15 protein-coding genes are annotated in these 23242 nt (G+C 53.4%); 3 read left to right on the top strand and 12 right to left on the bottom strand.

Annotated elements, in window-relative coordinates; all coding sequences use genetic code 11:
* Positions 1-19: 19 nt before the first annotated feature.
* Both ACGG90_RS04605 and nagA read right to left on the bottom strand, forming a co-directional pair.
* Positions 20-568, bottom strand: a complete 549-nt coding sequence (locus tag ACGG90_RS04605) for an alcohol dehydrogenase (protein ID WP_390406439.1) — start codon at positions 566-568, stop codon at positions 20-22.
* Between the two features lie 789 nt (positions 569-1357).
* Positions 1358-2515 carry an N-acetylglucosamine-6-phosphate deacetylase gene (nagA, locus tag ACGG90_RS04600; RefSeq protein WP_390406437.1) on the bottom strand — a complete coding sequence of 386 codons (1158 nt, stop codon included), beginning with the start codon at positions 2513-2515 and terminating at the stop codon, positions 1358-1360.
* A 306-nt stretch (positions 2516-2821) separates the two neighbouring features.
* Here nagA and ACGG90_RS04595 point away from each other — a divergent pair, with 306 nt between their 5' ends.
* Positions 2822-4210: an amino acid permease gene (locus ACGG90_RS04595; RefSeq protein ID WP_390406434.1), complete on the top strand. Its 1389-nt coding sequence runs from the start codon at positions 2822-2824 to the stop codon at positions 4208-4210.
* A gap of 72 nt (positions 4211-4282) precedes the next feature.
* On the opposite strand, the gene ACGG90_RS04590 is transcribed toward ACGG90_RS04595, so the two are convergent.
* The 9 genes from ACGG90_RS04590 to argC all read right to left on the bottom strand — a co-directional run bounded on the left by ACGG90_RS04590 (position 4283) and on the right by argC (position 16721).
* A complete protein-coding gene (locus ACGG90_RS04590) occupies positions 4283-4660 on the bottom strand; it encodes a hypothetical protein (protein ID WP_390406431.1) in 378 nt (125 codons plus the stop codon).
* A gap of 766 nt (positions 4661-5426) precedes the next feature.
* On the bottom strand, positions 5427-6686 hold the full coding sequence (gene icd / locus ACGG90_RS04585) for an NADP-dependent isocitrate dehydrogenase (protein ID WP_390406428.1): 1260 nt from the start codon (positions 6684-6686) through the stop codon (positions 5427-5429).
* Positions 6683-7792 carry a citrate/2-methylcitrate synthase gene (locus ACGG90_RS04580; RefSeq protein ID WP_390406425.1) on the bottom strand — a complete coding sequence of 370 codons (1110 nt, stop codon included), beginning with the start codon at positions 7790-7792 and terminating at the stop codon, positions 6683-6685. The genes icd and ACGG90_RS04580 overlap by 4 nt, the downstream gene beginning before the upstream one ends.
* 24 nt (positions 7793-7816) lie before the next feature.
* Positions 7817-10420 (bottom strand): aconitate hydratase AcnA, encoded by a 2604-nt coding sequence (acnA, locus tag ACGG90_RS04575; protein ID WP_390406423.1) that lies wholly within the window; start codon positions 10418-10420, stop codon positions 7817-7819.
* 893 nt (positions 10421-11313) lie between these two features.
* A complete protein-coding gene (gene argF / locus ACGG90_RS04570; RefSeq protein WP_390406420.1) occupies positions 11314-12336 on the bottom strand; it encodes an ornithine carbamoyltransferase in 1023 nt (340 codons plus the stop codon).
* A 2-nt stretch (positions 12337-12338) separates the two neighbouring features.
* Positions 12339-13475, bottom strand: coding sequence for an acetylornithine transaminase (locus tag ACGG90_RS04565; protein WP_390406419.1), 1137 nt, complete (start codon positions 13473-13475; stop codon positions 12339-12341).
* A gap of 73 nt (positions 13476-13548) precedes the next feature.
* The gene (gene argB, locus ACGG90_RS04560) at positions 13549-14310 is read right to left on the bottom strand and encodes an acetylglutamate kinase (RefSeq protein WP_390406416.1); all 762 of its coding nucleotides are present in this window, start codon (positions 14308-14310) and stop codon (positions 13549-13551) included.
* 18 nt (positions 14311-14328) lie between these two features.
* Complete coding sequence (gene argJ, locus ACGG90_RS04555) at positions 14329-15513, bottom strand: bifunctional glutamate N-acetyltransferase/amino-acid acetyltransferase ArgJ (RefSeq protein ID WP_390406413.1); 1185 nt, start codon at positions 15511-15513, stop codon at positions 14329-14331.
* Positions 15514-15689: 176 nt separating this feature from the next.
* The gene (argC, locus tag ACGG90_RS04550; protein WP_390406411.1) at positions 15690-16721 is read right to left on the bottom strand and encodes an N-acetyl-gamma-glutamyl-phosphate reductase; all 1032 of its coding nucleotides are present in this window, start codon (positions 16719-16721) and stop codon (positions 15690-15692) included.
* 228 nt (positions 16722-16949) lie between these two features.
* On the opposite strand from argC, the gene ACGG90_RS04545 reads away from it, so the two are divergent.
* Both ACGG90_RS04545 and carB read left to right on the top strand, forming a co-directional pair.
* Positions 16950-18020: a carbamoyl phosphate synthase small subunit gene (locus tag ACGG90_RS04545; RefSeq protein WP_390406409.1), complete on the top strand. Its 1071-nt coding sequence runs from the start codon at positions 16950-16952 to the stop codon at positions 18018-18020.
* Entirely contained in the window at positions 18013-21054 is a 3042-nt protein-coding gene (gene carB, locus ACGG90_RS04540) for a carbamoyl-phosphate synthase large subunit (protein ID WP_390406408.1), read from the top strand. Before ACGG90_RS04545 ends, carB begins: the two co-directional genes overlap by 8 nt.
* 532 nt (positions 21055-21586) lie before the next feature.
* Here carB and ACGG90_RS04535 read toward each other — a convergent pair.
* A complete protein-coding gene (locus ACGG90_RS04535) occupies positions 21587-23242 on the bottom strand; it encodes a MutS-related protein (RefSeq protein ID WP_390406405.1) in 1656 nt (551 codons plus the stop codon).

The following is a 23242-nucleotide window of genomic DNA, read 5'->3' as shown; positions in this document are numbered from 1 at the left end:
TTATCCTTACGCTTTGGCCTTAATCCTGACGTGCTTGCACCGCTGCCAGCACGCGCTTTAAACTGCGAGAATCAGGTGCATTGTTTAACTGGCGCTGCACTTCCGGCGTCAGATACATCTGCTCAGCTTGACGCCGTGCCGCCACGGCATCTGAGTAGCTGTCAAACATCTGATTCAATAAGTACTTGCCTCGCAACATCAACCGCGCCACCCAGCGCTTAGATGTTTTGTCGAAGCTCACCCCAGGCACCCCGGAGCGGTTGTTGCGCCGCGGGATCAATGAGGCCTGCAAGTTTACCCCGTCCATAACGCCAAAGCCGTCATGTGCGCCAATATTGGCAACGAAGGCGGGGTTCTTCATGGCGTTGACCACGCTGACTTCCCGCCGCCAGCAGCCACAGCTGGTGGTGCTGCCATGACGCAGGCGATAACCGTCGGTGACGATCGTGTTGCCGCATTCGCATTCGCAACGCCATAATGCGTTGCCGTTGTGTTCATCGCGCCCGGCGTAACCCATTACAGTCAGGCGCCCGTAGTGTTGACCCGTCATATCAATTCTTCTTGTCATACCCATACCTCCATTTCTATGATGCGCCCTTTTGACGCCCAAGCTGCTTTGCGACCCCTCGCAAATTGGCTTAAGTTGAATATAAGACAAACAACCCACCAATGCCGCTCATGTTTGGTAAATATTTATCTCGAGAAATGGATTGGTCCCCCTGTGACGGAACCAATTTTGCTAAAGTGTGCGCCTTCGTATGCAAAAAGCTAGTCTTTTATTCAAGCTCAATGGTTTGTCAGGCTGGACAGGTAAAGCTGCGCGGCGTGGGAAAAGCGGCGGTGCAGGCGGTGCGGCCGGCTTCAACCACGCAACTAGCTCCGCTGCGCTCCACGTCGCCGCGTGGTTTACGCCTAAGTTCAGAGCCAGGCGCTCGCTTCGCTCACCTGCCCGTCTCTGAACTTGCCGCGATCAGCACAGCAAGCCTTGCACAAACCGCAAGTCTTACTGTGCTGATCGTTTCACGGCCTGACCACCGCTTTTCCCACGCCGCTCCGCTTTCCCTGTCCTACATCGTCTGAGCATGCAATAACTTAATAACCTGATACTAAATCCAAGCATATCCTGATTCTGAAACGGATTTTGGAAGAAATAGCAACCAGAAGCGACTGGCGTGTCGTCAGGGGTGTCGTTATTCTCAGCAACGCGGCAGTGATATAAGGTGTGACGCCACCAAGGCAAAGTGCGCCTTTGTGTCATCCCACCTTATATCAGCCGCTAAATACGCTTTGGTACATAAAAAGCGCCTATGCTCACGATTTGCTCGTGGGCATAGGCGCTTAGCTGATTGGTTATTGATTAAGCTTTGTAGCGAGAAACGCCATCCAAGTAGGTTTCAGCCAAGGACATGTCCTTGTTCAAAACCAAGTAGTCGGCGTCGCGGCCTGGTAAGATGCTGCCGCACTTGTCGGCGATCTTGGAAGACTTGGCTGGTACATAAGAAGCCATCATCACCGCTTCAGCCGGGGTGTTGTCGTTCCAGTCAACGACGTTCTTGATGGCGTCGTTAAGCTTCAAAATCGAACCGGCCAAGTTGCCGCCGTTCTTGAGGCGGGCGGTGCCGTCTTTAACGATCACCGGAAATTCGCCTAACATGTAGTCGCCTTCTGGCATCAAGCCGGCGGACATGCAATCGGTGATCAGCGCGATGTGCTCTGGCGTCTTCTCGCGGATCAAAGAAGAAGCCACTTCTGGGCGCACATGGTGACCGTCACAGATCAATTCATCATCAACCAGCTGCATGAACATTGCAGCGCCAACCATCCCAGGTTCGCGATGCGTCAAGCCGGACATCCCGTTGAAGGTGTGGCAGAATACACCAGCACCGGCTTCGATACAAGCTTTGGCTTGTTCAAAAGTGGCACTGGAGTGGCCTAATGCCACAGCCTTGCCGTCTTGGGCCATGTGCTTAACGAATTCAACAGCACCGTCGCGTTCAGGGGCCAAGGCCATTTTCTGCAACATGCCTTTAGCAGATTTCTGCCATTCGTCATATTCTTTGATCGATGGATCACGGAAGTACTTCGGGTTCTGGGCGCCTTTGTGTTCTTCGGTGAAGTATGGCCCTTCAAAATAAATCCCTTGGATCTTGGCGCCAGTTTCTTCACCGGCATGGTCGCCGATAGTTTTGCAGACGGCATTAAGATGATCAAAGTCAGCCGTCAAAGTCGTTGGCAGCCAGCTGGTAACACCGGTTTTGAGTAAGCCTTCAGACATATCGTTCAAGGCTTGCCAATCATTGTCCATCACATCATGGCCCAAAGAGCCGTGAATATGGGTGTCAACCAAACCAGGTGCGATCCAAGAACCACTGTAGTCTTTGATCTCGCCTGTAGGCTTTTTCCCATATGTCGGGATATAATCGCCGAACTTGCCGTCGTCGGTGACTTCTAACCAGCCGCCGTTTTCGGTGGTGTTCTTCAGGAAAAACTTATCCGCATGGATGTAGTAGCTCATTGAATGATCTCCTTCATTGATATCGCCATTTATTTAACAACCCAAGTGTAGCACGGAACCCAACACTGGTCTAGGCCAAATGTTAGATTTGCCTACACCTCTATGGTACCGCCATCCCCATAATATTCACACAAAGTATAAGTGAATATCATTCATCTAATTCTCGATAATTTTCATATGGTTCATGTTAACCGCGCCACAGCGCCGTTTGACCACCCTTGCGGCTTGCAGGCGGCTTGCAGGGTCGGGAATCCACCGGTAACATGGGTTGCAGAATCACTTTTCAGAAACGGAGCAGACGCAGATATGGCAACCAAACAAAACGCAGACGGTACGAAACGTGAATTGACCAAGCGCCACGTGCAAATGATCGCACTAGGCGGCACCATCGGCACCGGATTATTCTTAGGCGCAAGCAATTCGATCATGAAAACCGGCCCGTCGATCCTGCTGGTGTACTTGGTGTTAGGCGTGATCTTCTTCTTGATGATGCGCGGCATCGGCGAGTTGATGTATCACGACCCGGACAAGCACACCTTCATCTCGTTTATCGGCAAGTACCTCGGCGACACCGTCGGCTATTTCGCCGGATGGACCTATTGGTTGGGGATCATTTTCGTGGCGATGGCTGAGCTGACTGCCGTATCCAAATACGTTCAGTTCTGGTTCCCTAGCTGGAAAACTTGGGCGATCCAAATCGGGGTGTTGGCGATCTTAGTCAGCATCAACTTGATCGCTGTTGGTTTGTTTGGGGAAGCAGAGTTCTGGTTTGCGATGATCAAAGTCACCGCCATTATCGTGATGATCATCGTCGGGTTGTTCTTGGTGTTCACCAACTTCAAAACGCCGATCGGCCACGCCAGCTTCACTAACTTAACCAGCCACTTCTCCATGTTTCCGCATGGCGTGATGGCGTTTGTCGCCGCTTTTCCCATGGTCTTCTTCGCCTTTCAAGGCATGGAATTCATTGGTATCACCACCAGCGAAACCCAGAATCCGCGCAAAGTCTTGCCTAAAGTGATCAACGAGATCATCTACCGGGTGCTATTGTTCTACATCGGCGCTATCGTGGTGATCATGGCAATTTATCCTTGGAACTCCTTGGATCCGACCCAATCTCCCTTCGTGCAAGTCTTCGAGTTGGCCGGGTTGAAAGCCGCCGCTGCCGTGATCAACTTCGTGGTGCTGACAGCTGCTGCTTCAGCATTGAACTCTTATATGTATTCTGCTGGGCGTCACTTCTATCAATTGGCGCTTGATTCCAAGAATTCCAAGTTCATGGCCCACTTCAATAAGATTTCCAGAACCGGCGTCCCGGCTCGCGGGATCCTTTTCTCCGCCGTATTGGTGTTAATCGGCCCGATCTTGAATTCCTTGCCGCAAATCACAGACGCCTTCGCCTTCATCACCAGCGTTTCGTCTGATTTGTACATCATCGTTTATCTGTTGACAATGGTGGCGCACCGCAAGTATCGTGAATCACAAGACTTTGACCCGGAAGGCTTCTTGATGCCTGGTTACAAATTCACCAGTCCATTGGTGATCTTGTTCTTTGCCGGGATCTACATCAGCTTGTTCGTCACCGGTGAGAACATTTGGCCGGCGGTGGGCGGCTTGGTTTGGACTTTCGGCTTCATGGCGATCATCAAGTTCTCCACCCGCAAGCAAGCCGTGAGCATGAATATCGACGACTAATGCATGATAAAAAGGCCACGTCACAAACGCTGAATTGACAGCGTTTGTGACGTGGCCTTTTGGCTAATGCTTTTAGCACACCCCGCTGCGTTCAGCCACTTCCAGCGTGAACTCATCACATAAGCGCGCCACGATGCGGTCGCTAGGATAAAACTGCAACTGCTCCGGCCGCGACAAAGCCCAGTCGATCGTGCCGTATTGCGGCGCGCGCTGCTTAAGCTCTGCTGGGCCATAACCCAATTGGTCGGCTAACCCCCACAGCCGGCGCAACTGCGCCACGCGCATCGCATTGGTGTAATGGCCGATCAAGCCCACCGCCAGAATCCATAGAATATACGCCACCAAACCGGCGACTCGATCGGTGAAAACCAGCGTTAACAGGGCCTTTAATACCCCCATCCCCAGAAACAAGATGATCAATTCAAGTCCATATAGTGTCTTGCGTTTCATCCTTGACACCTCCAAGCATTACCATACGCGCGATGGCGCAAAGGCTCAAGCAATGTGACGAAACTGTTAGGTGAAACAATGTCGACAGTTGTCCCCATGGGCCGGGCAGGAGTCGCTGCGCGGGGTGGACAAGTGGCGGCGCAGGCGGTGCGGCCGGTTCCAACCGCGCAGGAAGACGCGCGGTTTCCACGGCCTGACCGCCACTTGCCCACCCCACTTCGCGCCTCCTGCCCTACATTATCTATTCAGCTTACAGGCTGATGAAGTTCTCGCTAAAGCAGGGGTCGTTAACTGATGCAACATCTCATGACAGAAAAGAAGCCCATGCAGATAATTTCACTGAATTCGTCATACTGGAAACTATATGCCCATTTTGCAGGTCAAGCTGGCTCACTTAACAACATAATTGCGCAATGGTCACCCTCTCAGCGCAGAGGTACCCATCAATCAGCAAATTCAAAAACTTGACCTTCATAATAACTGGGCCTTGATCCTTTAGCCGCATTCGCATCACTAACGAACTACCAAAGTACTCCCTACAACAAGTATGCTGATCGCGGCAAGAATTTAGACGTGCAAGTGAGCAAAGCGAGCGCACGGCTAAATTCTTAGGCGTAAACCACGCGCCTTTCAGCGTGGTTGCAGCCGGCCGCACCGCCTGCGCCGCCGCTTGCCCCGCACCGCGCAGCAGCCCCTGTCCGCAGCTTAGACCGCACAAAAACAGGCCGCTCCACAACGAGGTAGATTGACCTGATACTACTGGATATTAAAGATTTTCGGCAACATATTGCCCAAACGCCTGGGTGCCAAGCACCGCTGCGTCGGCTGTCGTTGCGAAGTCTTCGGTAACGTGCTGGGTGGCGATCGCGTGGGCGATGCCAGCGCGGATCAAGTCCGCCGCTTCGCCCCAGCCGATGTAGTCAAACATCATCGCCCCGCTTAAGATCAACGACGTCGGGTTGAGCTTATCTTGCCCAGCAAACTGCGGCGCCGTGCCATGCGTCGCTTCAAAAATCGCCCGGCCGCTTTGGTAGTTGATGTTGGCGCCTGGCGCGATGCCGATGCCGCCGACTTGCGCCGCCAAGGCATCAGACAAGTAATCACCATTAAGGTTCATCGTGGCCACCACTTCGAAGTGCTCTGGGTGCAGCAGCGCTTGCTGGAAGAAGTTATCGCAAATGATGTCATTAACGATCACTTTGCCGGCGCTTTTGGCGTCAGCAAGCGCCTGATTAGCTGCCTCAGCGCCGTCAGCTTGTTTGATGGCGTTATATTGATTCATCGTGAAGGTGGCGTCAGCGTAGTCTTGTTCTGCCACTTCATAGCCCCAGCGCTTAAAGCCGCCTTCGGTTTGCTTCATGATGTTACCTTTGTGCACCAAAGTCAAGATGTGGCGATCATGGCTTAAGGCGTGATCTAACGCGGCTTTCACCAAGCGCTTGGAACCTTGGGCAGATACCGGCTTAATCGCTAGTGCTGCGGTGTCTGGAAAGCGCACCTTGCCGAGTTGGCCTTGTTGATCCAACAAAGCCAACCAAGCTTTAGCTTCTGGGGTACCAGCTGCCGCTTCGATGCCAGCGTAGATATCTTCGGTGTTTTCACGAAACACGTCGATATCCACCCGTTCTGGATGCACCACCGGCGCCGGGGTGCCTTGGTAATATTGCACCGGCCGGAAGCAGGCGTATAAATCCAAAGTTTGGCGCAAGGTCACGTTAATGGAGCGGTGGCCTTTGCCAACTGGGGTGGTCAGCGGGCCTTTAATGGCGACCAGATGGCTTTTTAATACATCAACGGTGGCTTTAGGCAGCCATTCGCCGCTATCGGCAAAGGCCGCCTCACCAGCGGCCAGCGGCAGCCAGTCGACTTGGCGCGCATCGCCATATGCTTTGGCGACTGCCGCGTCAAAAACTTTGTGCGCGGCTTGCCAGATTTCTGGCCCGATGCCGTCGCCTTGAATGTAGGGGATCTGCGGCTGCGCTGGGGTTTGCAAGCGGCCATTGTGCATGGAAATTGGGGTGCTCATGCTTTGCCTTCTTTCTGGTCAGCGGACTTTGCGACATGACGATCGGTAGGGCCAACATATTCGCTGGCCGGCCGAATCAAGCAGGCTTCTTCGCGCTGTTCCATGATATGTGCCAGCCAACCGGCAGTGCGACAAGCCGCAAACATCACGGTAAACGTCGATTCGTCTAGACCTAAGCTGTGATACACCACTGCGGTGTAGTAATCGACATTGGGATGCAAGTTCAACTTCTCCAGCATGTAGCTGGCGATTTGCTCTTCGATTTCAAAGAATGGCTGATTGTTGGTTTCGCGGGCCATTTCTTCGGCGATACCGCGCAAGATCTTGGCCCGCGGATCGCCGTCTTTATAGACGCGATGGCCAAAGCCCATGATCTTTTCGCCTTTTGCGATTTTGTTGTCGATATAGCGCTGCGGGGCTACGCCGGTGTGGCGAATATCTTGCAGCATGTTGAAGACTTGCTCATTGGCGCCGCCATGCAGCGGGCCTTTTAACGCGCACACTGCCGCGGTCAAGCATGAATAATAATCGGCATTGGTCGATGCCACCACGCGGCTGGTGAACGTCGAAGCATTGAGTTCATGATCGGCGTGCAGCACCATCACGGTGTTGAACAAGCGCACTTGCGTCTTGGTTGGACGCCGGCCCATGAATAAGTACATGAAGTTCTCCACCACGCCCCATTCCGGGTTGACTTGCATTTGCGGCTGACTGTCGCGCAAGCGAATGATCGCCGCAATGGCAGTGAGCATTTTGCCTAAGATCACGCGCGGTTCGTCTAAGCGCCCGCCGTTGTTGGTCGTCCCCAACAACGAAACTGTGGTGCGCAAGATACTCATCGGGTGTTGCGGCTCCAAGGCCACATAATCCATTAAGCGAATGGTTTCATCAGGCAAGTGCATCGCCTCTACCAAGTCGCGGCGCAATTGCGCCAGTTGGGCGTCATTGGGGAGTTCTTTGTGCCACAGCAGGTACACCACGGCTTCGTAAGGCAGGTCTTTAAGTTCCTCGATGGGATAGCCGGCGTAAGTCAGCTTGGCATTCTTGGTGGAACTGATCTTGGTTTCGGTGATCACGACCCCTGCTAATCCTTTAGGTACATCCATGTAGTAACCTCCTGTGGAAAAATTTTATTGTAATGCGTTAGTCACGATTTGCGGCATGATGCCGCCGGCTTGATAATAGCCAAGATCTTGCGGCGTATCAAAGCGCAAGAGCGTGTCGAATTTGGTTTCATGACCATCTGCGGCAGTGGCAGTCACGTGCGCTGTGTGCCCGTCTAAATCAATGGCAAAAGTTTCCTTACCAGTTAGACCCAAGCTTTGCGCGGTGTCGCCTGGTTGATATTGCAGCGGGATCACACCCATCATCGCCAAGTTGGCGCGGTGGATGCGTTCGAAGGATTCGGCGATGATCGCCTTGACGCCTAAGAGCTTGACGCCTTTGGCTGCCCAATCCCGCGAAGAACCCATGCCATAATCTTTACCAGCTAAAATCACCAGCGGCGTTTGGGTTGCAGCATATGCTTGCGCCGCGTCGTAAATCGTGGTGATCGTGCCGTCTGGCAAGCTGGTGAAGCCGCCTTGTTTGCCATTGGCCAATTCATTCTGCAAGCGAATGTTAGCCAAGGTCCCGCGCATCATCACTTCATGATTGCCGCGCCGTGAACCATAAGAGTTAAAGGCCCGCGGCGTGATGCCGTGCGCTTGTAAGTACTTGCCGGCTGGCGTTTCCGGGCCGATGAAGCCGGCTGGGGAAATATGGTCAGTGGTGACCGAATCGCCTAACTTCGCCAAGACCCGCAAGCCGCTTAAGTGATCACTGGCTGCGCCATCTGCGGCAACAAAAGGCGGTGCAGCAATGTAAGTCGAATCTTTATCCCAAGCGTAAGTGGTGCCTTTGACCACTGGCAAAGCGTCCCAGTCGGCGTTTTGCTTGTAAAGCGTTTGGTAGTTGGCAGCAAATTGTTCCGGCTTCAAGTAATTGGCCGTCAGCGCCTGGATCTGTTCATCGCTTGGCCACAAGTCCTTAAGATACACTGGCTCACCTGATTGGGCGATGCCCACAGGTTCTGTGGTCAAGTCGATATCCATCGTCCCGGCTAAGGCGTAGATCACGACTAATGGCGGCGAGGCCAAGTAAGTGTCGGTAATCTTCGGGTTAACGCGGCCGGTGAAGTTGCGGTTAGCCGATTCCACTGCCGCCAGCGGATACATGTTGGCTTCAACGGCTTGTTGCAAGTCGTCATTCAACTGCCCGGAATTGCCGATGCAAGTCATGCACCCATAGCCGGTAAGGTTAAAGCCCAAACCGTCTAAAGCATCTTGTAAGCCGGCAGCGGTAAGATAATCGGATACCACCCGCGAGCCTGGCGAGAAGCTGGTTTTCACATAAGCCGGCACTTGCATCCCGTATTCCAAGGCCTTCTTGGCGATCAACCCGGCGGCAAAAAGCACCTGCGGGTTCGACGTGTTGGTGCAGCTGGTGATTGCCGCCAAGCCTAACGCGCCAGGATGCAGATCATATTGCTTGCCAGACACAGTCACATCAAAGGCCGGCATGTTGCGCCGATCATCAAATTGCTTAGGCAAATCGCCAAGCAACACCAGATCTTGCGGGCGCGTTGGCCCCGCAACACTTGGCTGCACGCTGGCCAGATCCAATTCCAGGTTCTCGCTGTAATGGCGCATGTCGTCTTCCACCGGCTTGTAGGCCATGTGGTTGGCTGCCGCGTAAGCTTGGACCAAGGCGATTTGTTCCTCAGAACGCGCCGTTAAGCGCAAATAGTCGATGGTTTGACTGTCGATCGGGAAAAAGCCGCAAGTGGCGCCGTATTCTGGGGCCATGTTACCGATAGTAGCACGATATGGCAGCGGCAAGGCCGCCAAGCCCACGCCGTAGAATTCAACAAACTTGCCCACCACGCCGTGTTCGCGCAACATGTGCGTGAGGTGCAACACCAAATCAGTGGCGGTCACGCCTGGCTGCAAGCGGCCATACAAGCGGACCCCGACAACTTTAGGCGTTGGCATCAACGTCGGTTCGCCAAGCATGTTGGCTTCGGCTTCAATACCGCCAACACCCCAGCCTAACACGCCTAAGCCGTTGATCATGGTGGTGTGCGAGTCAGTACCGACTAAGGTGTCTGGAAACGCCACGCCGTCTTTGACCATGACGACTTTGGCCAAGCGTTCCAAGTTGATTTGGTGGATGATCCCGGTATCAGGCGGGACGACCGCCAAATTGTCAAAACTGGTTTCTGCCCACTTCAAAAAGGTATAACGCTCTTTATTGCGCTCGAATTCACGCTTCACGTTATAGGCGAATGCTTCATCGTTGCCGGCTTTATCCACTTGCACCGAATGATCGATGACCAGATCCACTGGCACCGCTGGATTAATGCTGGCGCCGTCGCCGCCTTGCGCCACTACGGCATCGCGCATCGCAGCAAGATCCACGATCGCAGGTACGCCGGTGAAGTCTTGTAAGATCACGCGTTCAGGCTGGTAGGCAACGTCTTGATCATGCGCGTTGTCCCAATCCAGCAAAGCAGCCAGTTCATCGCCTTGGGCTTTGCCTTGTTCTTGGCGGCGTAAAGCTGCTTCAAGCAGGATGCGGATCGTGTAAGGTAAAGTCTCTACCTGTGCATGATGGTCCGCAAGATATGCGTCAATATCTGCATATTGGTACGTCTGGTCGCCGCTTTGGAACGTATTTAAGTAAGTCTTTGCCATCCGTTATCCCATCCTTTACTACACCGGCGTCGAAATTCTAATCCACGCCTAATAATATCATATGTATTTAATCTTACCGCCCTTATCTGACACGTCAAGTAGCCACGTTAGGATAAGTTACACGACATTAAATTAATTTCGCATGAGATTTACTCACGCAGATTTGCACAAATAATCTTACAACTTACTGGCCGGGCCAGAAACGTCACCTGGTGGACACATTGTGCTCCGGTCAGATGGCGTGGAACGGGGTGGGCGGCGGGCGAGCTAACTCGACATCTCCGCTACGCTGCGTATGTCGAGTGGATCTCGCCCGCACGCCTTGTTCTAAGCGCCTCCGCGCTGCGCGCTGCGTCGCTAAGAACAACGACACCCCTGACGCCATCTGACCTCCGCACAATGCGTCCACCAGGCGACGTTTCCTCCAAAATCCGTTTCAGTCTCTGATGAATCTCAGACGAATTTCAATCAAGCATTGAGCTGCCAAAATTTAACCTGCTGTGTGCAATGTAGGCCAGGGGTTGCGGAGCGCCGTGGGGCAAGCGGCGGTCAGGCCGCGAAACAATCAGCACAACAAGACAAGTGGTTTGTGCTTGTCTTGTTGTGCTGATTGCGGCAAGTCCTGAGACGGACCAGTGAGCGCAGCGAGCATCTGGCTCAGAACTTAGGTGGAAAACGCGCGGCGACGTGGAGCGAAGCGAAGCTAGCAGCGCGGTTGGAACCGGCCGCGCCGCCTGCACTGCCGCTTGCCCCACAGTGCGCAGCAACCCCTGGCCGGCCCAACATGAAATTCACATGAGAAAGTATCAAAAACGGCGGTCTTCTCTTGAATAGAAAGGCCCGCCGTCATTGTGGTGCGTCAGCTTTACTCGAAATAATGAGAAACCTGATGCTTAGTCGAACAAGCTGTCGGGAATAAACAAGTCCCCTAACGTTGCGGCCATGATCGCCTTAATGGCGTGCATCCGGTTTTCGGCTTCATCAAAGACCACTGACTTCGCCGAGTTAAAGACCTCGTCGGTGATCTCTAAAGCAGCCATGCCAAACTGTTCGCCTAATTGCTTGCCCACCACAGTGTTGTGATCATGATAAGCCGGCAAACAATGCATAATGATTGTATCAGCTTTGCCAGTGGCGGCTACTAGTGCTGCATTGATTTGGTACGGCTTCAACGCGTTGATGCGCTCAGCAGGATCCACGTCTTCGCCCATGGAGATCCACACATCGGTGTACAAAGCGTCAGCGCCATTAGCCGCGGCTTTGGCGTCATCAGTTACCAAGACTTCACTGCCGGTTTCGGCGGCGTATTTTTGAGCAATGGCGACGATGTCTGCTGCCGGCTGCAAGTCTTTTGGTGCGCCAATGTGAATATTGACGCCAAGCATTGCGGCAGTAACGATCAAGGAGTTGCCCATGTTCGAGCGGCCATCCCCCAGATATGCCAGGGTCAAGCCTTTGAGGTGGCCGAATTGTTCTTTCAAGGTCAAGAAGTCAGCGATCATTTGGGTGGGATGCCATTCGTCAGTCAAGCCGTTCCACACCGGCACGCCTGAATATTTGGCCAGATCTTCAACAGTTTGTTGGGCAAAGCCGCGGTATTCGATACCGTCAAACATCCGACCTAAGACTTTGGCGGTGTCAGCGGTGGATTCTTTCTTGCCGAATTGGATGTCGTTTTTGCCTAAGAATTCCGGGTGAGCGCCTAAGTCGATCGACGCTACAGTGAAAGCCGAACGCGTGCGGGTAGACGTTTTCTCAAACAGCAAGGCGATGTTCTTGCCTTGCAGATACGGATGCGGAATGTGCGCGTGCTTAAGCGCCTTAAGATGCGCCGCAAAGTCGATCAGATATTCGAGTTCCTTAGGCGTGTAGTCGATTTCTTTAAGCCAAGAACGTCCTTGAAAATGATTCGTCATGCTTAAGCCTCCTTCAAAACAGCCACGATTTGCGCCAAGCCGGCTTGCAAATCGGCTTCAGACATCACCAACGGCGGCAATAAGCGCAAGGTATTGTGCTTAGCCGACAGCGTCAACAAGCCTTGTGCTTGCAGTGTGGTGACGATTTCTTCAACATTGAGATGTTCGTCTAAGTGGATCCCGATCATCAAGCCCATGCCAGTGACCCCAGTGACAGCAGGCAGCGGTGCGATGGTATCCGTTAAGGTCGTCCACACGCTGGCAGCTTTATCTTGCACGGTGTGTAAGAACTCAGGCGTCAACTTGCTTAACACCGCTTGTACCGAAGCCATGGCCAACTTGTTGCCGCCAAAAGTTGTCCCGTGACTGCCTGGGGTGAAGGCAAAACCAAGCTTCTTCTTGCCGATCATCGCACCGATCGGCAGACCTGACCCTAAGGCTTTGGCCAGCGTCACAATGTCTGGATCCAAATCGAAAGCTTCATAAGCGAAGCGATAGCCGGTACGGCCGATACCAGATTGCACTTCATCGATGATCAACAAGGTATCAGTGGCTTGGCACTTGGCTTGAATCGCCTGCAGCCAGGCTTTATCTCCGACATACACCCCGCCTTCACCTTGGATTACTTCTAAGATCACCGCCGCTAAGTCCGTGTCGATCTTAGCCAGTGCTTCTGGATCGTTGTAATCGGCAAAAATCACATCTGGCACCAGCGGCGCAAAGCCGGCTTGAATGCTGGGGTTGCCGGTTAAGGACATCGAACCATAAGTGCGGCCGTGAAAACCGTTGTTAAAGGCCAGCACCCGCGTTTTGCCAGTGGCTTTGCGTGCAAGCTTGAACGCGGCTTCATTGGCTTCAGTGCCGGAGTTGCAAAAGAATGCCAACTTATCATCGCCGGCTAACATGCCGCCGACAGTTTCTTGCAATTGCGATTCATAAAGGTTTGAAGTGTGCCAGATTTGGTGCAGCTGTTTCTCAACAGCGCCAACAATCTCCGGGTCGTTGTAGCCGAAGCTGCACACCCCGATGCCGGAAGTGAAGTCCAAATATTCCTTGCCGGTGTTATCTACCAAATGCCAGTCATGGCCAGACACCAAGTCAAAGGGGTAGCGTGCGTATGTGTTGAATAAATTGCTCATTAGAAATCCTCCTGAAGATAAAAACAGCGGGCGTACCCGCAACGTGGTGTCGATACCAAACTTATTTGTACTTTCATACTGCTTTGGCGGTGTCAGTGACTGGCGCCGCTTCAACAATGGTGCCGGCATGATCTAACGCGTCGGTGATCACCACTTCATGCACCACCAGCGCCGTGTGCGCAGCAGCTTCGATTTTAGGCTGCATACCTTTGGTGATCACGTTGGTGGCAATCAACTGAGCCGCTTTTTGCGGGGTAAGCTTCGGTACCACGGCGCCTTGATCCAAGACCCCTGGCACATCCGTCAACAACACTAACTTGCTGGCGTGCAGGGCCGTCGCCACGGCTGCAGCTGCCATATCGGCGTTAACGTTCAATAAATCGCCGGTATCTGTTTGCGCAAGCGGCGCCAGCACCCCGATATGTTCGCTCAGGAAATGATCTAAGGCTTGGGCGTTGACGCCGGTGACGGCGCCGACTTGGCCGTAAATGGCTTGATCGAGGTACTCGCCGACTAACAGATGTTCATCAGCGGTATTCAAGCCTAATGCCGGCAGCTCATGTTGGCACAGCGCCATGCATAATTGCGGCTGCACGACCCCTAACAACACGGCTTGGGTAACTTGCAAAGTTTGGGCGTCAGTCACGCGAATGCCGGCTTTCTTCACCGGCGTCAAGCCGAATTTCTTGCTCCAAGCGTTGATCTGCGGGCCGCCGCCATGGATCAGCAGGACATGTTTGCCGGCATCATGCCATGCGTGCAGTTGCGCGAAGAATGCTGGCGATAATTGAGTCGCGGCATTGCCGCCTAACTTAACGATGATGAGTTCTGACATAACTGCTCCTCCTGTGCCTTAGCTGCGGTAGCTGGCGTTGATCTTGACGTAGTTGTAAGTGAGATCACAACCCCAAGCCTGCCCTTGCGCATCCCCGGCGTTGATATCCACATCGATAACGATTTTCTGAGCACTCATGGCTTGTTTAACAGCTGCTTCATCGAAAGGCAATTCCAATGAATCTTCAACCAGCTTGAAGCCGTTTAGCACAATGGCCACATGCGCCACGTCGATGGTGACGCTGGTTTGACCTAAGGCGCTGATGATGCGGCCCCAGTTGGGGTCTTCGCCGAAAATCGCGGCTTTGACCAAGTTGGAGCCGACAATGGCTTTGGCAGCGTGTTGCGCTTCTTGGTGAGTGGCGGCGTGATGGATGTTGACTTCCACCAGCTTCGTGGCCCCTTCGCCGTCTGCGGCGATGCCTTGGGCCAAAGCGGCCAACACTTCATTCAAGGCCGTTTGGAAAACGCCAAATTGCGGATGCTGCGGCGTTAGCGGTTGGTTATCAGCCAACCCGTTGGCTAAGGTCACCACCATGTCATTGGTCGAGGTGTCGCCGTCGACGGTGATTTGGTTGAAGGTTTCATCCACTTCTGCAGACAACAGCTGTTGCAGCTGACCGCCGTCGATTTTGGCATCGGTGAAAACAAAACCCAGCATCGTGGCCATCTTAGGATGGATCATGCCGCTGCCTTTGGCAAAGCCGGTGATCGTCACCAGCTGGTCGTCGATGGTGATGGTCGTTGAGGCGACTTTGGCATGCGTGTCGGTGGTCATCACTGCTTGCGCCACGTCAGCATTTTGCTTGAGCTGCAAAGCGGCGATACCAGCATGGATCTTGGCCATCGGCAACTGTGCGCCGATCAAGCCAGTAGAGGCCACGCCGACCAGTTCAGGTGCGATGCCGAGTTTGTCAGCAACTTGTTGCTGTTCGGCTAAAGCGTTGGTCCAGCCGGGCTTGCCGGTACAGGAGTTGGCAAACACCGAATTCATGACGATGGCTTGCAGCTTGTGATGCTGGCTGATCAAGTCTTTGCACAACTTGGTGGGTGCGGCGATGAATTGGCTGGTGGTGTAAGTGCCAGCCGCTTGGGCCGGTACGCTTGATACCAGCCAACCCATATCCAGCTTGTCGCGCAAGCCGGCGTGGGTGCCATCTGTTGAATAGCCTTTAGGCCAAGTAAAAGTGTTTGTGATCGTCATATGCCAATCCTCCTGAATCGAAATCACTAATTAATGGGTCGCGCCGCTTTGGGTTCTTCGTCGAGCTCTGCAACCCAACGCGGCAGGATATAAGTCGTGACGCCGCTTGGGCATAAACCGCCCAAACGTCATCCCGCCTTATATCAACCGCTAAATGCGGGTTGCGCCGCTTTGGTTTATGGCAGTGCCACGGTTGTCGGCAACCCCGCCAATGGGTCAAGTTCGAACATCTGGTTAAAGTTTTGAATAGCTTGGCCGCCGGCGCCTTTGACCATGTTGTCAATGACTGACACGACCATCACGGTGTTGGTCACTGAGTTGTACACTGCGCCGATGTCGGTGAAGTTGGAACCAACCACTTGTTTAAGCGTTGGCAGCTGTTCGCCGGTGAAACGCACGAAGAAGTCGTCTTGATAAGTCTTGGTGTAAGCCTTGGCGATCGCTTCACCGTCAACGCCTGGCGCCACTTTGGCGTAGATGGTGGCCATCAAGCCGGTAGTGATTGGCAAAAGCGTGGTGCTGAATTGCAACGCCGGAATCGCCGGATCCCAAGTTTGGATCTCTTGCATGATTTCTGGAATGTGCTTGTGGGTGTTGACGCTATATAGTTGCAAATTCTCATTGGTTTGAGAAAAGTGGGTTAACGTCGTGAGCTTCTTGCCGGCGCCGCTGGTGCCTGACTTGGCATCAACGATCAAGGAATCTTTAACGATCAAGTGTTGTTGCACCAATGGCGCTAGGCCTAACAACGTTGCGGTGGCATAACAGCCGGGGTTGGCGACATAAGTTTGGCCAAGGGCTGATTCGAAGTCAGCTAAGCCAAAGTGCGCAGCTTGCAAAGCCTCAGCCGAAGCAGCCGGCTTGTGATACCACTTCTCGTAAGTGGCAGGATTTTTCAAGCGGTAGTCGCCTGACAAATCGATCACTGGAAAGTGGGCTTTGATGAACGGTTCAGCCAAGGTGTTGGTGACCCCAGCGCTGGTGGCGAAGAACAACGCGTCGTTGTCTTGCATGATTGCTTGCACATCATAAGGAAGCAACAAGTTATCTTCTGTTGGCCCAAACTGCGGTACCGCTTCGTATAAAGGCTTGGCGGCGGCTAAGTCGTGGCCGTATAAGTTGATCGCGTCAACAGCCGGATGGCTTTTTAATAATTGATACAAGACCATGCCGGCATATCCGGTGACGCCTACTACAGCAACTTTCATAATGAGATGCTCCTTATGCAAAATATTGAATGACAGTAGCTTAACCCCTCCTGGCGAAAAATACAAGTGTTTTGCAATTTTTATTCAGTATATATTCAGATTTTCGCGAATATTTGGCGTTTTTCTCTATAATCTCTGAATATTCTGTTGACTTTCTCATGAATATGCCGTTAAATTGGAACAACGGATAATGAATATCAACTGTATAAATTTACGAGGTGGCGCAACATGAAAAAATATCTCTACCTAGAAGACGGGACCCATTATACTGGTACGGCATTCGGCGCAAACACGCAAATCGCCGGCGAAGTGGTGTTCAACACCAGCATGGTCGGCTATCAAGAAGCACTGACCGATCCCAGTTACGCCAACCAACTCCTGACGTTCACCTATCCATTAATAGGAACGTACGGCATCAACTTGGCGCAGAATCAAAGCCCAAGCGTCTTGGCGCAATGCGCCATCGTCCACACCTTGGAGAACGAACCAGGACCAGATGGCATGACGCTTAACGACTTCATGCTCAAATACAACGTGCCTGGCATTCAAGGCGTCGACACACGGGCTTTGACCAAGCACATTTGCCAAAGCCACACGATGAAAGCCGTGTTGTTGAATGCACCGCTGGCTGCGACGTTTGACCAAACGTATCACGCGCTATATGCCCAATGCCAGAAGCAGCCGCAACTCGGCCACAGCACTTATCACACCACCGCACCACATGCCAAGCATGTGGTGATGATCGACTTTGGTACCAAACAAGCCATCATCAATTCATTAGTTGAATCTGGTTTGGATGTCACAGTGGTGCCTTACACCGCCGACTTGGCGATGATCCAAAACCTCCACCCAGATGGCATCTTGTTGTCCAACGGCCCTGGCGACCCGGCTGATTATGCGGTGCTGCCGCTGATCCAAGCGTTAGAGCATCAATACCCCACTGCCGGCATTTGCTTAGGCCATCAGATCTTGGCCTTAGCCAATGGTGCCAAAACGGTACCGATGGCTTATGGTCATCGCGGTATCAATCATCCGGTGCATAACGTCGATTCGTATCACGCCATCATCACCAGCCAAAACCACGGCTACATGGTCGACGCTGCCAGCCTTAAAGGTACAGATTTAGTCGTTACCGAATTAGAAGGCGATGACGGTACAGTTGAAGGGCTTGCTCACAAGTGGCTGCCAATGTTTTCTGTTCAATATCACCCTGAAGCCAATCCCGGCCCTCATGACGCCACCGGGTTCTTCACTCAATTCAAGCAATTAATGCAAAAGAAGGTCGCTATCCATGCCTAAGAACCAGAATATTCATAAGATCGCCGTGATCGGCTCTGGGCCGATCATCGTCGGCCAAGCCGCCGAGTTCGACTACTCAGGCTCACAGGCATGCTTGTCGCTGCGCGAAGAAGGCTACACCGTGGTGCTGATCAACTCCAACCCAGCGACGATCATGACCGACCAAGATATCGCCGACAAAATTTACCTGGAACCATTAACGCTGCCTTCTGTCACCAAGATCTTGGAAGAAGAACGCCCAGATGCCTTGCTGCCGACTTTAGGCGGACAAACCGGCCTCAACCTTGCTGTGGCCTTAGATGATGCCGGCGTGTTAAAGCGCCTGAACATCCAACTGCTAGGCACCGGCTTGGCCACGATCCACCAAGCCGAAGATCGCCAAGAATTCAAGCAATTGATGGAAGACTTGCACCAGCCGGTTCCAGAATCGCTCACCGTCCATGACTTAGATGCGGCGCTGCATTTTGCCGAGTCTTGCGGGTATCCGGTGATCGTGCGGCCTGCCTTCACCTTAGGCGGCACCGGCGGCGGCATCGCAGCCAACGCCGAAGAATTGAAGATCATCGGCCAACGCGGCTTGGAACTGTCGCCTAACACCGAATGCTTGATAGAGAAATCCATTGCCGGCTTCAAAGAAATCGAATTTGAAGTGATGCGCGACGCTGCTGGCACCACGATTTCGGTGTGCTGCATGGAAAACGTTGACCCTGTGGGCATCCACACCGGCGATTCCGTGGTTGTCGCCCCGAATCAAACCTTGGATGATCCGACTTTCCAAAAGCTGCGCTCAGCCAGCTTGGCCATTGTTGATGCGTTGAATATCCAAGGCGGCTGCAATGTGCAGCTGGCTCAAGACCCGAACTCCGATCAATATTACATCATCGAAGTGAACCCGCGGGTGTCGCGTTCTTCTGCATTAGCCAGCAAGGCAACCGGTTACCCAATCGCCAAGATCGCCGCCAAGATCGCGGTGGGTTTGACCTTACAAGAGATCCAAAACCCGGTGACCAAAACGACTTTTGCCGCGTTTGAACCGACGCTGGATTATGTCGTGGCTAAGATCCCGCGGTTTCCTTTTGACAAGTTCACCACTGCCGATCGCCATTTAGGCACGCAAATGAAAGCCACCGGCGAAGTGATGGGCATCGGCACGACGTTTGAAGAAGCGCTGCTTAAGGCGATCGATTCTCTGGAATTAAACACCAAGATGCAAACCACCTTGCTGCCCAAAACCACCCCGACGCATGAAGAATTAGTTGAAGAACTCGAACACCCTAGCGACGTGCGCTTGTTCTACTTGTTTGAAGCGCTGCGCGTGGGCTGGCGCAAAGAAGAGATCCAAGCGCACACCAAGATCACCATGTTCTTCTTGAACAAGCTGGAACACATTTGGCAAACCATGAGCGGGTTACAAAACGGCCCCTTGACTGCCGATAAGGCTTTGGCGGCTTCACGCTTAGGCTTCACCGCCAAGATGATCGCTGCAGCTGCTGGCGTTGATCAAGCAGCAGTTGAAGACATGCTTGAGCCGCCGGTATACAAAATGGTCGACACCTGCGCTGGTGAATTCGCATCAGAAACCCCATATTTCTACTCGACGCATTTTCCCGGCGAGAATGAATCTAAACCTTTAGGCAATTCGATCATTGTCATCGGTTCTGGCCCGATCCGCATCGGCCAAGGCGTGGAATTCGACTACACCACGGTGCATTGTGTGCAGGCGATTCAAGCCGCCGGGTATCACGCCATCATCGTCAACAACAATCCAGAAACGGTTTCGACAGACTTCTCGATTTCTGATAAGTTGTACTTCGAGCCGCTGACTTGCGAATCGGTGATGCACATCATCGACTTGGAACAGCCGCTGGGTGTGATCGTGCAATTCGGCGGCCAAACTGCCATCAACTTAACTGCCCAATTGGCCGAACAAGGCGTGAAGATCTTAGGCACCAGCTTGGTTGGCATCAACCAAACCGAAGACCGCCACGAATTTGAAACCTTGCTGCAAAGCCTTCACATCAATCAGCCTAAAGGCGCCACGGCGATGAATCTCGAAGAAGCCCGCACCATTGCGCCTAAAGTCGGCTATCCGGTGATGGTCCGGCCTAGTTACGTCTTAGGCGGCCGCGCCATGGCCATCGTGCCAGACGAATCAGCCTTACAAGAATACGTCCAAAAGGCGATGGCCGCCGCGCCGCATCAGCCGATCTTGATCGACCATGATGTGCAAGGCTTGGAATGTGAAGTCGATATCTTATCTGACGGCAAAGACGTGTTCATTCCTGGCATCATGGAACACTTGGAAGGCTCAGGCGTGCACTCAGGCGACTCCATTGCCATCTTGCCGCCGCAACACCTCACTGCGGCCCAACAACAAGCCATTGTTGCCACCGCCACGGCCATCGGCAAAGCCGTGCATTGCGTGGGGATGATGAATGTGCAATTCATTGTCGCCGATCAGCTCTATGTCATCGACGTCAACCCACGAGCTTCGCGCACTGTGCCGTTTATGAGCAAAGTCACCGGCTATCATTTGGCCAAGCTGGCCACCAACTTGATCTTAGGCAAAACGCTGGCCGACTTGCATCTGCCGATCGGCTTAGCCAAAGCCCCAAGCGGTGTGGCCATCAAAGCGCCGGTGTTCTCCTTCACCAAGCTGCCAGGCATGGCCACAGGCCTAGCGCCTGAAATGAAGTCCACTGGCGAAACCATCGGCTTAGGCGCCACTTATGACGAAGCGCTGCAAAAGGCTTTATATGACAGCTACCATTGTGAGTTGCCAAAAGCAGGTGATGAACTGATCGTCAGCCATCAACCAGACGCACAATTGGCCGCTGAATTAGCCAAAGTCGGCGTCACTTACCAGTTGTGGCAAGGACAAACGCCTGCAACGAAGCCTTGGGCCATCTTGAATCTGGATGAGCACCAAGACACCGCTACCCCGATGAATTATTACGCGTTAAGTCATCAAGTGCCGCTGTTTTCCAGCACGATGACCATCAAAGGGCTGTTGGAAGCCAGCAGCCAAGCATAAACAAAGAGGCCGTGAAACTCGAGTTTCACGGCCTCTTTGTGTGCTTTGCCCGGACCGGGGTTGCTGCGCGGCGTGGGGCAAGCGGCGGCGCAGGCGGTGCGGCCGGTTTCAACCGCGCAAAGGGCGCGCGTTTTGCACCTAAGAATTTAACCGTACGCTCGCGTTGCTCACTTTGCACGTCTAAATTCTTGCCGCGATCAGCACAGTAAGCCAAGCAAAGCCCGCTTGTCTTACTGCGCTGATCGTTTCACGGCCTGACCGCCGCTTGCCCCACGCCACTTCGCAACCCCGGTCCTACACCAGTCGCAAATTGCAACAACCTGGTCAGTCTACCATCTGCTTGACAGCCGCATTGCCCGCAGTGCCCGACAAAGCAAACAGTACTAAGTGACCGAATAGTACCCGCTTCACCCAATACCGTTAACTTCCAAGGCAGCTTATCGCAATAACGGATTCCAACCAACCATTGATCCATCAGCCATCTAATCTGTCGGAAATAACGCAGGACTGGTGTAGCGAAGCCAGTCTGGCCCTACTCCCCTGCTTGCGGCCAAGCATGTGTCGTTTCAAAGGTATGTGCCAGCTGCTCGGCGGACTCGGTAATCGCTTCTGGATACTGCAGCGTCGCCAGCAGCGCAATGGCGTTATGCGTTGTGGCTGGGCCTTGATGCAAGCGATAATCAAAGTGCACCCCAGCAAGATCGACAGTTTCTTGAAAATGCCAGTTTACCGCCTGCTGACCTAAGATGCCGGTGAGTTCGATATCATGTGTGGCCACCATCGCCAGGGTTTGCGTATGCACCAGCCACTGCACCACGCTGGCGCTGGCGGCGATGCGCTCAACGGTGTTGGTGCCTTTTAAGATCTCGTCAATGAACCCATACACTCGCTGGGACCCTTGCGCCAATTGCAACACGCGGCGGATCGCTTTGATTTCGGCGATGAAGTAACTGTCGCCGGCGGCTAAATCGTCTTGTACCGCCATAGCTGACACCACATGACCATGCGCCATCCGGAAAGTCTTCGCCGTGGCAGTGTTAATGGTTTGCGCCAAGATGCAATTGATGGCGACGCTTTTGACATAAGTGGACTTCCCAGCCGCGTTGGCGCCAGTGATCAGCGCGGTTTGTGACCAAGCGACATCATTGGCCACCGGCTTGGTCAAAAGCGGGTGCACTAAGTTTGTGGCCTGCACGCCACCTTGGGCAAACTGCGGCTGGCAGGTAACTGGCATAAAGCCGCGGAAGTTGGCCACAGCAATGGCCACTTCCAAGTCGCCTAACAGCGCCCACACCGCCAAGGCCGCTTCACGCTGCTGACTTAAAGTCGTCAACACCCGATTGTATTGGCGAAACGGCAACATGAGCATGATGCCTAAATAATCGCCTGCCACATCACCGGTGCTGCCGGTTTTGGTGCGGAAAACAAACGCGTGGCGGCTGATCGCGGCCAACGGCGCATAAGCTTGCTGCAAGGCAGCTTGGCGCGGCGTTGGGATGCGGCATAAATGCTTGGCCACCGCAATGGTTTGAATCAAATACCGCATCGCGCCAAGTTCAACTTCCAAGCGGCTTTTGCGCTGGGTGTACACCACTACATTAGTCAGCAAGCTGGCTAACAACAACACGATCCCTGCCACCGGCACCACGAAGATTAACACCAAAGCCGCCACCGGCAGCCAGCCCATCACCGTGTAATGCCACGAATTGGGCAAGCGATAGTGCTCGGCATTTTGCAAGTAGTCTTGGGCTTGATTGTGGTCGGTTTTGCCCAAATGTGCAAAAGCTGTGCGCACCGCCAAGCGCGCTGGCGCATTGTCTTCAAAAAACGCCGCCAAGTCTTCTGCCACTTGCGGCTTGGTGAAATCGATGTTGTGCAAGCGCGCGTACAACGCTTCGCTGCCGACGCTGGATTCAGTTTGATTGAGCAAATCAAACACCGCTTGCATGTTCAAATCACGCCACGTCAAATCATCCACGCGGCTGGCGCCAGGATGTGCTGTTGCATAAACGCGATCAGCTTCTGCCAAACTCGCCGGGCTGTCATGCACCTGCCGCGTTGGGCGCTGATGCCAAGCAGCCGCCAAGCGCTGGCGCAATTGCGCGCGCTGCTTAACCGCATTAAAGGCCACCACCGCCAAGCATGCCGCGACAAACGCGGCGACCCATAACCAATCTGTTACTGCCAT

The sequence above is a fragment of the Lacticaseibacillus jixiensis genome, assembly GCF_042847315.1.
GTDB lineage: Bacteria > Bacillota > Bacilli > Lactobacillales > Lactobacillaceae > Lacticaseibacillus > Lacticaseibacillus jixiensis.
This window is presented reverse-complemented; position numbering and strand designations above follow the sequence as displayed.